Annotated in this window: 7 protein-coding genes; 1 reads left to right on the top strand and 6 read right to left on the bottom strand. The window is 55.0% G+C overall.

Annotated features, from left to right (window positions below):
- Positions 1-190: 190 nt before the first annotated feature.
- The 3 genes from KP702_RS10935 to KP702_RS10925 are packed head-to-tail and all read right to left on the bottom strand — an operon-like array spanning position 191 to position 6019.
- Complete coding sequence (locus tag KP702_RS10935) at positions 191-1657, bottom strand: efflux transporter outer membrane subunit (RefSeq protein ID WP_215768934.1); 1467 nt, start codon at positions 1655-1657, stop codon at positions 191-193.
- Between the two features lie 2 nt (positions 1658-1659).
- A complete protein-coding gene (locus tag KP702_RS10930; RefSeq protein WP_252348664.1) occupies positions 1660-2841 on the bottom strand; it encodes an efflux RND transporter periplasmic adaptor subunit in 1182 nt (393 codons plus the stop codon).
- Entirely contained in the window at positions 2834-6019 is a 3186-nt protein-coding gene (locus KP702_RS10925) for an efflux RND transporter permease subunit (RefSeq protein WP_215768933.1), read from the bottom strand. The genes KP702_RS10930 and KP702_RS10925 overlap by 8 nt, the downstream gene beginning before the upstream one ends.
- A 479-nt stretch (positions 6020-6498) precedes the next feature.
- Here KP702_RS10925 and KP702_RS10920 point away from each other — a divergent pair, with 479 nt between their 5' ends.
- Positions 6499-7404, top strand: coding sequence for an AraC family transcriptional regulator (locus KP702_RS10920; protein ID WP_215768932.1), 906 nt, complete (start codon positions 6499-6501; stop codon positions 7402-7404).
- An 80-nt stretch (positions 7405-7484) separates the two neighbouring features.
- On the opposite strand, the gene KP702_RS10915 is transcribed toward KP702_RS10920, so the two are convergent.
- The 3 genes from KP702_RS10915 to KP702_RS10905 all read right to left on the bottom strand — a co-directional run bounded on the left by KP702_RS10915 (position 7485) and on the right by KP702_RS10905 (position 14244).
- The gene (locus KP702_RS10915; protein WP_215768931.1) at positions 7485-9698 is read right to left on the bottom strand and encodes a TonB-dependent siderophore receptor; all 2214 of its coding nucleotides are present in this window, start codon (positions 9696-9698) and stop codon (positions 7485-7487) included.
- 262 nt (positions 9699-9960) lie between these two features.
- Complete coding sequence (locus KP702_RS10910) at positions 9961-10743, bottom strand: helix-turn-helix domain-containing protein (RefSeq protein WP_215768930.1); 783 nt, start codon at positions 10741-10743, stop codon at positions 9961-9963.
- A 1032-nt stretch (positions 10744-11775) separates the two neighbouring features.
- Positions 11776-14244 carry a Hint domain-containing protein gene (locus KP702_RS10905; protein ID WP_215768929.1) on the bottom strand — a complete coding sequence of 823 codons (2469 nt, stop codon included), beginning with the start codon at positions 14242-14244 and terminating at the stop codon, positions 11776-11778.
- Between the last annotated feature and the right edge of the window lie 320 nt (positions 14245-14564).

The following is a 14564-nucleotide window of genomic DNA, read 5'->3' as shown; positions in this document are numbered from 1 at the left end:
AAACAGATAATCCCGCACACGCAAAAGCTAAAGTTCTAAGGGCAGTCATCTGATTTTTCCGCAAATGATAATTACTCTCATTTACGTTCGTTACGGAAGGTTTGTCATTGAGAGAGTTATGACAAACGATATCGTCCATTTTCGTAAATGGCGACAAATTCGGGAATTTTTGCCGCCATGGAAGGAAGGGCTACAGAACGTGGTTGATCATCGCGTCCTTACGAGGCGGAAGAGTCTCGTTCCATCCGCCTCCAAGCGCTTTGTAGAGTGTTACCGTATTAGACATCTGCTGAAGATGAGTCGTAATCGCTCCAAGCTGAGCACTATAGAGTGTCCTTTGTGCGACGAGCGTATCGAGATAAGGGTCGTAACCCCCTTTAAAACGCGCGAGGGCGAGCTGATACTGTCGGCCACTGGCCTGAACCAGAGCGTTCTGGGCATGCAACTGCTCCACGTAAGTGCCTCGCCCTGCCAGGGCGTCGGCTACCTCCCGAAAAGCGGTCTGCACCGTTTTCTCATACCGTGCGATTTCCTCCTTTTTACGAGCCTTTGCCTGGTGAAGCTCTGCTGTCAGACGCCCGGCGTCAAACAATGGAAGGGTGATCTGAGGGGCGACGTTCCAGGCACCCATTCCACTTTGGAACAGGCGAGCGATGTTGTTGCTCGCTGTGCCATTCGCTGCAGTGATCTGGATTTTGGGGAAAAACTCAGCTCGCGCCGCTCCGATATCGTCATTCGCCGCTCGCAAAACCTGCTCTGCCGAAAGGATGTCAGGCCGACGTGCAATCATGTCTGAAGGAAGCCCTTCCGGAACATCCGGAAAAGGCACCACATCTTCAAGGGCAGCCTTATGTTCCAGATCAGCACGCACAGAAGGCGTCAGAGGTGTGCCGACCAGGAGTTCAAGCTGGTTCATCGCCTGCTCGCGCTGACGCGTATAGATCTGAAGATTGGTTTCTGCGTCCCGCAGAGCAGCTTCCGCCTCGGCCACATCAAGTTGAGTTCCGGTGCCGACATCGGCTGTCTGCTTGACCAAATCATAAGTGTGACGGCGGTTTGCAAGGACGTTCTGTGTAACCCGAAGAGCCTGATTGTTAGCGACCCAGTTGAGCATTGCTGTCGAAACACTTGCAATGATGCTGAGGCGCATACTCTCACGCCCCAGTTCATCTGCAACGTATCGATCAAACGACGCACGAGAGGCTGACCGGATACGTCCCCACAGATCGACCTCATAAGCCGAGACACCAAACCCCACGGCATATTGCCGCATGTAGAACGGACCATTTCCCTGTGACAGGCTCCAGATCCTGGAGTTCATTTTCTGAACATTCGCTCCCGCCGTCTCATTCAGGGTTGGGAAGAGGGCAGCATTTTCAATGTCAAACTGCGCGCTCGACGCTTCGACCTGATGCTGGGCAATCTGAAGGTCCCGGTTATTGGCCAGAGCCGTCTCGATCAGCGATTGCAGAACGGGGTCACGATAAAATGCGCGCCAGTTCTCAAGACTGCCCCTATCCGTAGACGCCACGTCGGCCGCTTTGTTGGGCCATGCGGTTGCCACGGGGGCTGCAGGGCGATGATAGTCCGGAATCATCGTGCAGCCGCTCAGCAGGAGCGCTAATCCAGCTGTAAGAGTTGTGGTGGAAGAACGCATCTTCACGCTCCCTTCGATCCATTCACATCATGCGGCACAACCTGTCGGCCATCTGTCAAAGCCGATGGCGGATGCATGATCAGGCGGCTTCCTTCAGCCAGACCGGTTTGGATCTCAATCCGATCTCCATAATCCCGACCAACAGTCACCTTATGAAGACGCAGTCGGTTACCATCTTCGACGGTGGCCACGGACAGGCCGTCCGCGTTGTAAATGAGTGATTCCGTGGGAATCAGCAGGGTCGGGGCAGGGCGTGGCAAGTCAAAATGAATGGAGCCATACACACCGGAGGCAAGCTTTCCGTCACGATTATCCAGCTCGATTTCAACTGGAAGCATCCGGCTCTCACGTTCCAGCGCATGACCGGTCCGTGTGACGGTGCCTGCGAAGCTTTCCCCCGGATGGTCCGGCACAGTCAGACTGACAGGTGTACCCGTCTGCACTGTACCGGCCTCCTCCTGTGGCACATGCACGCGGACACGCAGTTTATCCGTGCGAGCGACCACAAACAGGGGGACTGACTGAGCACTATCCGCACTCACCAGATCGCCAACTTCCACGTTCCGCACTGTGACCACGCCATCGAAAGGGGCGGTCACAGTCGTGTAGGCACGTCGTTGTGCGCTCTCTGCCAGGGCCGCATCAGCGGCCGCACGTGCGGCATTCTGGGCTTGCTGGGTAATGCGGTCTGTATCGAAGTTCTGCTTGCTCACCGCGCCCCCCCCAACAAGGCCGCCAGAGCGCCTTGCCGTGACGCGGGCAAGATCAAGATTGGCACGAGCCTGTTCAAGGGCGGCTTTGGCCCGCGCTTCCTGACGATCCAGTTCTGGCGCATGAATGATGGCCAGAACGTCTCCCGCCTTCACGTGGGTGCCAATATCAACGCGTCGTTCAGCAATATAGCCGGATGCCCGGGCTCCAATCGCTGCCGTTTCGAAAGGGAGGGTTTCTCCGGGAAGGTCCAGAGAGATCGGTTGCGTCTCTCTGTGAACAATCATGAAACTGACATCCGGGGTCTGGTTCTGGCGCGTATCAGCCAGTGCACGGACCGCAATGCCTCGTTCACTATGCGTATAGATCCCATAGCCCAGCAGAAGAATAGCCCCGAGGCCGATCAAGGGCACGATGGGCGGGCCGCGCCGTTCTTCACGGACGCCGGTCGAGGATAAAACGGGTTCAGACATGACTGTATTCCTCAAGAATGCGGCTTTCTCGTTTTCTCAGGCGTGTGTAGAGCCAGGGCACAATGAAGAGCGTGGCGCAGGTGCCCATCATCAGGCCGCCAATCACGGCGCGTCCAAGCGGGGCGTTCTGTTCGCCGCCATCGCCGAGCCCCAGAGACATGGGCAACATGCCGATGATCATTGCGAGTGACGTCATCAGAATGGGGCGCAGGCGTGCCTGTCCGGCAGCGACGGCGGCTTCGACGGCACTTAAGCCCTCAGCACGTCTTTCCTTGGCAAAGGTTACAAGCAGGATCGAATTGGCGCTGGCCACACCTACACTCATGATCGCCCCCATGAGGGAAGGAACCGAGAACGTTGTTCCTGTAACGAACAGCATGAACACGATCCCGCACATGGCACCTGGAAGACCAAGAACCACCACGAACGGGTCCATGAAGGACTGGAAGTTCACGACCATCAGGAGGTAGACCGCAATCGCTGCGACCATCAGACCAATACCCAGTCGGGTAAAGGCAGAATGCATGCTTTCGATCTGCCCTTGAACGGTGATCACATTGCCCGGTGAAAGCTCTCCCCGATGGCGCGCAATGACCCGATCAATGTCCCGGGCAATACTCCCCAGATCACGCCCTTCCGCACTCGCATCGACATCGAGCGTCGGCTGGATGTTGCTGTGTGAAATGACATTCTGAGCCGTGCCACGCTTGATAGTCGCGACGTTGTTAAGCAGGGCCGAGGAGTGCTGTGACCCGAGTGCGGACGCAATGACGGTGTTGCGAAGATCACCCAGATTGTTGAGCCGATATTGCGGCGTCTGGACCGCGAGCGGGTACTGAATGCCCGTTGCCGGATCGACCCAGAAGTTCGGGGTTACGGTATTGGAAGACGCCAGTGATACCATCACATTGCGCGCAACGTCATTGAGCGTCAGGCCGAGGTCCAGAGCGCGCTCACGATCAATCGCAATCGCCAGTTCTGGGGCTGCAATCTGCTGGTGCAGATGGACGTCCACCAGGCCGGGAATGCGGGAGACTTCCTGACGGACTTCCTGCATGACCTTGCGGTTATTGGCTGCATCATAACCCGAAATGCGGATATCCACCTGCGCGGGGAGCCCGAAATTCAGGATCTGGGTCACGATGTCGGCTGGCTGGAAATAGAACACGCTGTTCGGGAAGCGGCGAGCCAGTTCGGTGCGGAGTGTGCGGATATAGTCGGCGGTTGGGCGATGCCCTTCCTTCAACTCCACCATGATCTGACCGTCATTCGGTCCAACGGTCGTACCGTCGTCGAAAGGCATGGAATACCGGAATGGAACGCCCATGTTATCGAGGACCAGTGACCGTTCATGCTCAGGCACGACTTCACGGATGACGTCTTCAACCTGATCGAACAGTCGTTCCGTGCTCTCGATGCGCGTTCCTTCCGGCGCACGGACATGGAGCTTGAATTCGCCGGCATCAATCGTGGGGAAGAAATCCTGCCCGACCTGAGTTGCGAGGAAACCGGCAGCCAGAACAGTCACACCTGCCAGCGCGGGAACTTTCCAGCCGCTTTCGATGAGGCCATGTAACTGACGAACGTAGCCATCCCGCAGCCGGTTGAAGCGCCGGTCAAAAGCAATGCCGAACCGGGTAATGACATCAGGAGGCAGCCCGGCATCGCGGCGTCGTATGGTCTGCCGTTCTTCAGACCGCAGAAGGATAGCTGCGAAGATTGGCACCAGTGTCCGGCTGATCGCATAGGAGGCGAGCATGGCGTACACAACAGCAAGGGCCATCGGTGTGAACAGGAAGCGGGACGGGCCGACAAGGAACTCTACCGACACAAACACGCTGGAGATGGCCAGTGTCGAAACCAGGGTTGGCAGTGCGATTTCCGACGCGCCGTTAAGCACGGCCTGTCGCAATTCCGTTCCTTCATGGCGAATGCGATGGATATTTTCGATGGTGACAGTCGCATCATCTACCAGAATACCAACGGCAAGAGCCAAACCACCCAAAGTCATCAGATTCAGTGTCTGGCCAGTCCAGGACAGCACGGCAATGGAGGACAGGATTGCCAGCGGGATGGAGACGGCAACGATAATGGTCGAACGCCAGCTTGCGAGAAACGCAAGGATCATTGCCGCTGTTAGCAGGCCGGCGATGACGGCTTCAGACGCCACTCCGGTAATTGCCGCTTTGACGAACAGAGACTGGTCAAACAACTCCTCGATCTTCATGCCTGCCGGGGCTGCTGCACGCGTAACAGGAAGAACCTGATTACGAATGGCGTTTACAACACTCAGCGTCGAGGCATTTCCGGCCTTCATGATGGAGAGCAGTACGGAGCGGCGTCCTTCGCGGCGCACCACATTCTGCTGCACGGCCGTTCCATCACGGACCTGCGCAACATCGGCAATACGAACGATGGCACCTGTCTTGGGGTCACGCTTGAGGGGAACATCATTCAGGCGCGCTGCGACGTCTGGCATGCCGTTCATACGAACGTCGTATTGGGTGGCGCCGAATTTCACTGTTCCGCCGGGCAGCGTCAGGTTCTGCACGTTGATGGCATTGGAAACATCCAGCGGCGTCAGGCCGACACCAGCCAGCTTGGTCTCATCAATATCCACCATGACCTGACGGATCTTTCCGCCATAGGGCGGGGGCAGCATCGTGCCGGGAATAGGGGCGAGCTGCTGACGGATACGGTAAATGCCATAGTCATACAGTTCGCTCTCCGTCAGCTTCTCCGAAGAGAGGGAAAGCTGCAGAACCGGCACACTGGAAGCGCTGTACTGCATGATGATGGGCGGCTGAATGCCCGGTGGCAGCAGGGCGCGGATTGAGTTTGTAGCCGAAACGGTCTGTGCGACCGCAAGATCCACGTTTACGCCGGGCTGAAAATACAGCTTTTGCAGGACCAGCCCCGGTGTCGTCTGGCTTTCGATGGTCCGCAGATTGTTGACGAAGAAGCTTTCGGAAAACTCTGTATAAGTACTGATCCGCTTCTCGGTCTCGGCGGCATCCAGGCCGTCATAATACCAGACGACGGTGACGACCGGGATATCGATGTTCGGAAACACATCGGTAGGCGTTCTGAAGACGGCCGTGATGCCCAGCAGCAGGATAAGTACCCCTGCGACAAGGAACGTGTAAGGCCGTCGTAGCGCAAAGGCGACGATCCCCATTGAATATCTCTGTTCAGATGGCTTTGGAGCGCGGAACCCGCACCCCGCTTGTCCGGCACAATCCATGTGCGGACAAATCGGCAAGCTTTTCGCCATGACATGATGCCGCGCCGCGTTTGCCGTCTTCTCACCGGAAACGACGTTCTCAGGGAAGGAGCATAACCGCCGCGGAAGGCTTGGGCGGATCATGCAACTCCGCGCGCAACATCCGGTAGAGCAATCCAATCAGATAATTGCACAATCCTGCCATATCGAGCTGTAGGCCAGGACGTGAAATAAAGACAACAGCCCCTAAAGCGCCATCAAAAGTGGGTATGGTGCCATAATGGGATAGAACAAAACTTTAAAAAGATGCCTAATTCGATCATATGCTTGCACAATCCGACCAAAGTCTAACACTAACCTTCTGGGCGGATCAGGCATGCCCCTAAATGTGCAATACCCAAACGACTGACTGAAAAAATCGGAAATTTCGCTTCATGCAGGATATTCTGTCACGGCTTCGAGACACGATCGACCGCCATTGCGTCGAACCAACAACTCGCTCGGTTGTGCCGGGCCTGCTGCTCTTTCGTGCCGATGCCCCCACGACACCAATGGATGTGGTGTACGAACCCCGCTTCTGTGTGATCGTCCAGGGGTCAAAACAGGTCATGCTGTGTGACAAGGTCTTCGATTATGATGCCAGCAAGTATCTCGTAACGGCCGTTGACCTTCCCGTTACCGGGCAGGTGACACAAGCCACGCATGAGAAACCCTATCTGGCGCTTTGCCTCGCTCTGGACCCTGCCCAAATTGCTGATTTGCTACTCGAAATGAAGGATGCCTTTCCCACCAACGGGACGACATGCCCATCCTGCATGACGGTCAGTGCACTCACCCATGAAATCCTGGATCCAGTGACCCGCCTCGTAGGACTGTTGGAAAATCCGGAAGACATTCCCATTCTTCAGCCCGCCATCCTGCGCGAATTGCTTTATCGGTTGTTGCAGGGGCCTCAAGGCTATGTTCTGCGGCAGATTGCCACCGCGGGGACAAATCTCTCCCAGCTCAATCGGGCGATTGGCTGGATACGAACGCATTACGCAGAATCTTTCGACATTGCATCTGTTGCGAAAATTGCTGGGATGAGCCCTTCATCATTTCATCGGCATTTCCGGGCGGCCACGATGATGAGCCCCTTGCAGTACCGCACGCGTCTTCGCCTTCAGGAAGCGCGCCGCAGGCTGCTCAGTGCCACGGTCGATGCCGCTGAGGCTGGATTTGCAGTCGGGTACGACAGCCCGTCCCAATTCAGTAGAGAGTACCGGCGCATGTTTGGGGTTCCTCCCGCACGGGACGCGCAACGCCTTAAATATGCGGGAGACGGAATGCTTCCAGTCTAACGAGAAGGCTTAAAAAATGACGGTATGAGCCTCTTGAAAGGGGTTGCCAGAAACCATTCTGGCAACCTTTTCCGTAAAAATTACCAGCTATACCCTATGCTGGCCTGGGTATTTCGGCGCTCGCCGTAGTAGCAATATTGTCCGTCTGCACCGTAAGCGAAGCAGTTCGCGATATATTTCTTGTCAAAGAGATTGCGAACGCTTGCAGAGGCTTTCCAGCCGTGAAGCGAATGAGACATGTTCGCCAGATCATAGCTCACGGACGCATCGAAGAGAGCGTATTGAGGAAGCCAGACGCTGCCATATGTTGCTTCACCGCCGTAGGTTTTCGCGGAATAGCGCATACCACCACCAAATCCGAACCCCTTCAGCGGCCCGGAGGGCATTGTGTAGAACGCGAAGAGGGAGGCGTTTCCTTTTCCAGACTGGATCAATGGCTTGCCTGTTGAATCATCCTTGATCTTCTGGAAACTCACTGCGGCTGTCAGCATGAGGTTACGGAACGGCTCGGCATGGGCTTCAAATTCGAAACCGTCCGAGTGAACAAGTCCGCTCTGTACACTGTACCCTGTGTTCGCGACCGAGACGAGCACGTTGCTTTGCTCGATATGAAAACCCGCGGCGGTGAAAAGAAGAGACGTTCCGGGAAGCTGATATTTCAAGCCCCCCTCAAGCTGCTTGCCCATAGATGGGTTGGCCTGGCGAACGGTCGCACCGCCATCGTTGGAAACAGAGCCGGACTGCGGCTGAAAAGACGTCGAATAGCTGATGTAAGGTGAGAGGCCGAAGTCAAAGTGATAAAGACCGGAAGCACGCCATGTAACCTGGCTTGAACTCTGGCGGTTGTCAGAGGGTGTCAGAGACTCAACCTGATGCGAGCGATACCAGTCATTGCGAATACTTCCCGTAAGGATCAGCCGATGCCAGCGGATTTCATCCTGACCATACGCGCCGATCTGATGAGAATGAGTGACATAATTCAGATACGGGGACAGGTCCGGAATGACCATGTGATAATCGGGATGGAGCACATCCAGATCCGGAGCATCGCCATAGGCTTCTGTGTCATTGGCCTTCTGCTGCATATAGTCAAAGCCGAACATCAGGGCATGTCGCAACGGGCCAGTGCGGACGCGACCTTTGACCTGGCTGTCAAACGCCAGATTATAGGTGTGCTCGTGCGTTCCATATGCAGAGCGGGACAACATCTGCCCACTCGTACCGTCATCGCTGTCGTAGTAGCCATTGTTATACACGCTGCGATAGATGGTCTTGATATCATCGTAGCGACCGCGCGTGCTGAAGCTCCAGTCATCGTTGAAGCGGTGATTGAAGATATAGGTAATTGCACCCTGTTTGCGGTTGAATTTTTCTGATGGGACATCCCCGTCGTAGAAATTTCGGGGCAGGTAGCCGTAGGAAGCACGCTTGAGCGACCCAATCAGCGGCACGCCGCCATAAGAACCACTCTCAGGATCGTACTGGTAGTTACCCAGCAAGGTGAGGGTGGTCGGGCCGTCGCCTCCAAAGGTAAAGGCCGGGCTAATGCTGAAGCGTCGGCTACCGGTTCTGCTGAGCTGGGTATGCTGCCCATTTACTGTGCCGTAAAGCCGGTAGCGGACAAGACCGTCCTTGGTCGCAAATCCGCCGACGTCAGCATCCACACGATATAGATCGAACATGCCGCCAGTTGTATTGACACTACCATAAAACCGCTGATCCGTCGGCAGTTTGCTGGATAACGCCGTCAGACCACCTGGGCTGGACTGCCCATAAAGGGCAGAAGCCGGCCCTTTGAGCAGTTCAACGCGATCAAGCCGGAAGGTGTCTGTCTGGGCGACGGCGAAACCGGTCGGGCTATCCTGGAACTTCAGTCCATCCAGAAAAGTCGGTACTGTAAAGCCGCGAAGATCGAAGAGATCATACCGAGTGCCTTCACCACCCCGCGTATCGGCTGTGACGCCCGCGGCGTACCGTACGGCCTGATTAAGTGTCAGGACACCGCGTGTATCCATTTCGTCACGGGTGATGACGGTGACGGACTGGGCGGTTTCAACAAGAGGTGTGTTTATTTTCGTAGCGGAAGAGGCAATTGTTGAAGGCTTGCGAGCATGAACCTCGACCCGTTCAACCCTTGCGCTCCGTGCTTTGGCATTGTCAGCGCTCGCTTGAGCCGGGGCAGGCGCCCCAGACTGCTGCGGATCCTTGGCCTTATTCTCTTGCTCAGCCGCAAAAGCCGTATCGCTCAAAATGAGGGAGAAAAGAACCGTGTAAACTATCCTGCTGCGCTGCATACCCAACTCATTTCGTTACCGGCTCGTGCTGGTTGCGAGGCAGGGACCGGTTTTTTTTGTTAAGAATGATACTTAATTGCGCTCCTAGACATCTTCGGAAACAGCTTCAAGCTGCCAGCGCGCAGTTGGCCCAAACGCAACTGAATAAGGCCCGATTACTGTAGATAGGTCACCCTCAGAGCGGAAAAGAAACGGTTTGTTACTGTTTTCCAGACGTAGAGGCGATGAGAGTCAGAGCAACCAGATTTGGAAATCCGGTGCTTTATAGCCGCGCAGCCGTAGGCGAGTTGGCTCTCAGCTCGCGCGGGGAGACACCAAAAGTTCTATGAAACATACTGCTGAAGCTACTGGCATTATCGTAGCCTAGATCGAAGGCAACTTCGGCAATCGATTGGCCCGTCGCAATTCGGGAAGCGGCTTCCACAACCCGTACTCTCCGGCGCCATGCCGCGAAGCCCATACCCATCTGAGACTGAAAGAGGCGGGTAAAAGTGCGCCGCGCCATACCGGCTGCGCGCGCCCAGTGATCGATGTCGCGACAGTCTCCCGGTTTAGCGATAATCGCTTCACAGACCCGCCGCATACGAGGGTCGGCAGGCAGAAGCACGCGCTCTGCAAGCCGTGGTGCGCGCTCCACTTCATCGATGAGAAGCCGGGCAATCGTTGACATGCGGCTGTCCATGGCAAACTCAAAGCTCATGGCAATGATCTCGTCCATCAGGCCCCGTATCAAGGAAGATGCATCAAACATCTTGCATGGAAGCGTGCCAGCGCCGGGGAAATCAGGATCAACATAGATGACCTGAAACGACAGGTCAGTGCGGCAGGTTGCTTGATGCAGCGTCTGGGCAGGAAGCCAGAGCGCCTGTCCAGGACGAAGGACGAAGCTTTCCTCATGTGTTGTGACTGTCACACTCCCTGCCATGAACACAGACAACTGTGCCCGCTCATGTGTGTGAAAGCCATCTACGAAACCGCCGACATAATAATCTGCGAACCCGACAACAGGAGGTGGGTTTGCAGGTAAATCGGCGGAACGCTTCATGCTGTTATGATCTGGGCCAAGCATCTTTCGCAAAGACTGGCCACTGCTCCCCTCATGCTGGACATACGAATTGGCAATGGCGGCAAGAATGTCCGATCAAGAACCAGCCGCCAGAACGTGAATGCCTAGTTGTCTGTCTTCGCCAGAATTTTATCAAGAGGCGGCATGATGGCGGTCGCCGTCATGGCTGGTGATGAACATCAGAGTGACCGAAACGGGCGTATTAAACCGCGCTGGACTTAACCGAGACCATTTCTCCGAGAAGAAGGTCTGATAAACAATACTGTGAAAAAGTTTCCCCCTGCAGTGCGTGCCCGGGCAGTTCGGCTGGTTCTGGAACATGATAGAAATCCAGACGGGCAGACGTACTGGCCTCACGACGGAAACCGCCGATCGGTTTTACCTTGTTTGCGACCCTAAGCCGGTTTCATTCACATCGCATCCGTCGTTGACCTGTCAGCAGGAGAGCGCACGAGAGGTTCTCGCTCAATACTCATAAGCAGGCCATGCATGCAGGCTGCCCGTCAGGGGACGCCCGGCTGGCAACCATTCGTATCGCGGCTCTCCATACTTGATCATTCTCTATCCCGATGACTGCCTGAGGCAAGGCACAAGCCATTCGAGGGCAGTGTATGGGATTCATATGACAATGCTATGGCCAAGACTATAAACGGTTGGCTCTAGGCCGAGGTGATCCGCGAGCCTGGCCCATGGCGATAGTTTGACGCCGTAAAATACGCACGGAGCTTTCTCTTGGCAGACACCGCGAGGGAACCTCGATGCAGCAACGTCAGTCATTTCAGCGCTGCTTTTCAGAGAATGTTTGGATATTTGCCAAACAGAGTGAAGGGACCGCATTTTTGCAAATAAAGGGCGCTAGCTTTGGACAACATGAGCGCTGGTTTATTAAATTATGCGCTAGAGCGTTTTCTAAAGCGCATGAATATTAAAAACCTCCCAGCCAAAGCAGAAATTCTGATTTGACTGGAAGGAAAATCCTATCCGTAGCTTTTACGGATAGGAGAATGACCTTCAGGCCGTTTTAAGAGCAACCTCTGCCTCATCCGCCGAAGCAACAACGTAGGGACCAGCAGCCTCAACCTTGATAGCAAGGAGACCGATACTACCCGGCAGTCGAGCACCAAGCGGAAGGTGTGCGTTGCCGTTCGTCCAGCGCATCGGGATGTGCTCCACGCTGTGCCAGCCGCTCAGATTTTCCTTGGTCAGGTGCGTCTTGATCTTCACCGTAACGCCACTGTCGAAGAACGAAACATCGCCAATCAACACACCCAGCATACGACGGTCGTCAACAAACGGACCAATCGCATCTGACAGGCGACTGCTGTTTGAGACAATACGGACCGACGCCACATCGCCAGGGATCATGAACATGACGCGGTTATCGACCGTGCGAAGCGGCTGGATGCGATGGCCACGATCAGACACGAGATGCAGATCGCTGTCCGTAGTGGTCGTAGCAGCCGGTGCCTGAACTGCGAACTGCAACGCCTGCGCACGCTGTTCGATCTGACGGTAAACAGGCTCAACCAGATCACGGCATACGGTCAGCGAAGCAGCAGCATCGTTCTCCCAAGACTTCGCCTTCTGGCCGAACATAAAGACATTGCTCTTCTGTTCGAACGCACGACGATTGCCTGTATCAAGATAGCTCTCGGTCAACGCACCGTTAGCCATGATGACCGAATGGCCTTCCGTCTCAATGTGGAAATAGTCATAGGACGTGAAGGACTTGTCGTAATAGATCGAACGACCATTGACGAGCATACGGGCCGGAATGAACTTGCCGTCCAGGAAGAGGCAATGCTCAGATGTAACGAGCATGTCCTGGAAAGGAACACCCTGAGCAATCGCGTTTTCAAGGATACGCACCGGATACCCGGCCTCATCATCAGCCTTTTCCGGGCGAACGACGCAATGCGCCTTTCCTGCCCAGGAGACCTTGCTGCTGTATGCCACACCATCACGATAGGACGTAACCGTATCGCCGGGGACAAGGTCCTGCACAGCAACGTTTCCATTCGGACCAGAAATCAGGGTGCCCGCAAGGAAGCACACCTCGTAAACGAGATCGCCACTGCTGTCAGATGCCAGAGTATAGCCCACGTTTTTGACGCCAACGATGTTCAGCGTGACAGCTGAACCGTCCTTGAGCGTGAACGTGACATGATCAGCATCAGGGTAGGTGACGGAAACAACGTCGGCGGTTTTGACGTTCGTCAGCGTGATGCCGTCTGCGGTTCCTGCCGCTGTGTCCTCTGAGAATCCGGAAATAACCGTTGTCGGGCTACCTGAGCCGGTGATGGTCAGGCCGACGTTTCCATTACCCTGCAGGTCGATGGTACCACCCGCAGTTGTCGGGATTGTCAGTGTAGCGCCCTTGGCCGCCGTGACAGTGCCCGAAATCGTTGATCCAGCCTTAGCGCTGAGAACTGCGCCGCTCTGAAGTGTGGTGGTGCCAATCGTACCACCAGACTCAGCGTAGAGGTACCCGCCATTGCTAACTGTGTTGCCTGTGGCGTTGCCGCCAGACCCAACATCCACCACGCCACCGTTGATAACGGTCGTGTTTGATGTCGCACCCTGAACGCCGAGACCACCACCGCTGATAACCAGTCCACTCGCGGTAGCGCCCGAAGAAACTGCAACAGTATTGCCCGAACCGATGGTGCTGTTGGAAAGCGCAGCTCCAGATTTCAGGTTGATTGTGACCCCAGTTCCGAGCTTCTGGTAACCGCCGTCTTTGACCCCGCTTTCAAAGATTAGTGTCCCGCTAACAACTCCACCGGCGACAAACGAGGGGGCAACATACGTATCGAGCGTGCCGCCATTCAATTTCAGGGCGCCGGTCGAGGCGCCTGCGGAAACAACAGCGGAGGCGCCAGTGTTGATGATCACACTTGAAAGGGTCGCACCAGAGCCTACGAAGACCTGGCCACCGTTATTGATGGTTCCCCCGAAAGCCAGACCGCCGGAGCTGATATCCATTACACCGCCATTATTAATGGTTGTGTTGGAAGCTGTTCCAGTTACTGCCAGCCCGCCGCCTTTGGAAACGATAGCGTTTCGTAGAATTCCGCCAGCATTAACAACGATGGTTCCAGAAGAACCTGCGTCTGCGTTAGAGAGAATGCCACCGGACAAGACATTAATTTTTGTTCCTGACAGAGCTGTCAGGGAGGTAGTGTGTTGGTTATCGTAGTTGGTGCCGATATTGAATGTCGCGCCAGCAGCCAGGCTGATATAACTGCCGCTACCACCGGCGGAAATTGTCAATACGCCACCCGATGAGACCGTATCGTTAAAAACTGAGCCGCCACTCTGCACCACGACTGTGCCACCAGACACAATCGAAGCGCTTCCGTAAGTACCACCAGAAGACACAGATACCGAAGAGAAGCTTGAAGTATAGAAACTTCCAGGGTTTGTTCCTCCGTTGACGGTATCATCAACATATAGAACGCCGTTCGTTACGTGACTCATAATTCCCTCCAAGAGAATTCGTTAACGGTACAACCACCCAGAGCGTGAGAAATTCAAACTTCTCGATGGTATTTCTTGTGAATCCGGCAACCTTCTGGTCAGAATTTCTTTGATATCTGTAAAATTTGATCGCTGGCTTTAGCTCAACCAACCTTATTTAGAAGAGCAAATTTAACAGAAATCGTTCCATCCAGATTGTTTGCAGAATCTTGTCATAGGGACAGAGACACAATTTTGAGCGGTAGGGATATGGATGAATTTTCTAAAGGTAAAAAAAAAGTTGACACCCCAAGATAGGAAAATAAAAATATAATAATAAT

This window comes from Gluconobacter sp. P5B12 (assembly GCF_018812035.1).
Taxonomy (GTDB): domain Bacteria; phylum Pseudomonadota; class Alphaproteobacteria; order Acetobacterales; family Acetobacteraceae; genus Gluconobacter.
The sequence above is the reverse complement of the archived record's forward strand: the minus strand, read 5'-3'. Positions and strand labels throughout refer to the sequence as shown.

Bases quoted from the DNA above. Each gene is read 5' to 3' on its own strand.
- KP702_RS10935 (WP_215768934.1), bottom strand. From the start codon at position 1,657: ATGCGTTCTTCCACCACAACTCTTACAGCTGGATTAGCGCTCCTGCTG.
- KP702_RS10930 (WP_252348664.1), bottom strand. From the start codon at position 2,841: ATGTCTGAACCCGTTTTATCCTCGACCGGCGTCCGTGAAGAACGGCGC.
- KP702_RS10925 (WP_215768933.1), bottom strand. From the start codon at position 6,019: ATGGGGATCGTCGCCTTTGCGCTACGACGGCCTTACACGTTCCTTGTC.
- KP702_RS10920 (WP_215768932.1), top strand. From the start codon at position 6,499: ATGCAGGATATTCTGTCACGGCTTCGAGACACGATCGACCGCCATTGC.
- KP702_RS10915 (WP_215768931.1), bottom strand. From the start codon at position 9,698: ATGCAGCGCAGCAGGATAGTTTACACGGTTCTTTTCTCCCTCATTTTG.
- KP702_RS10910 (WP_215768930.1), bottom strand. From the start codon at position 10,743: ATGAAGCGTTCCGCCGATTTACCTGCAAACCCACCTCCTGTTGTCGGG.
- KP702_RS10905 (WP_215768929.1), bottom strand. From the start codon at position 14,244: ATGAGTCACGTAACGAACGGCGTTCTATATGTTGATGATACCGTCAAC.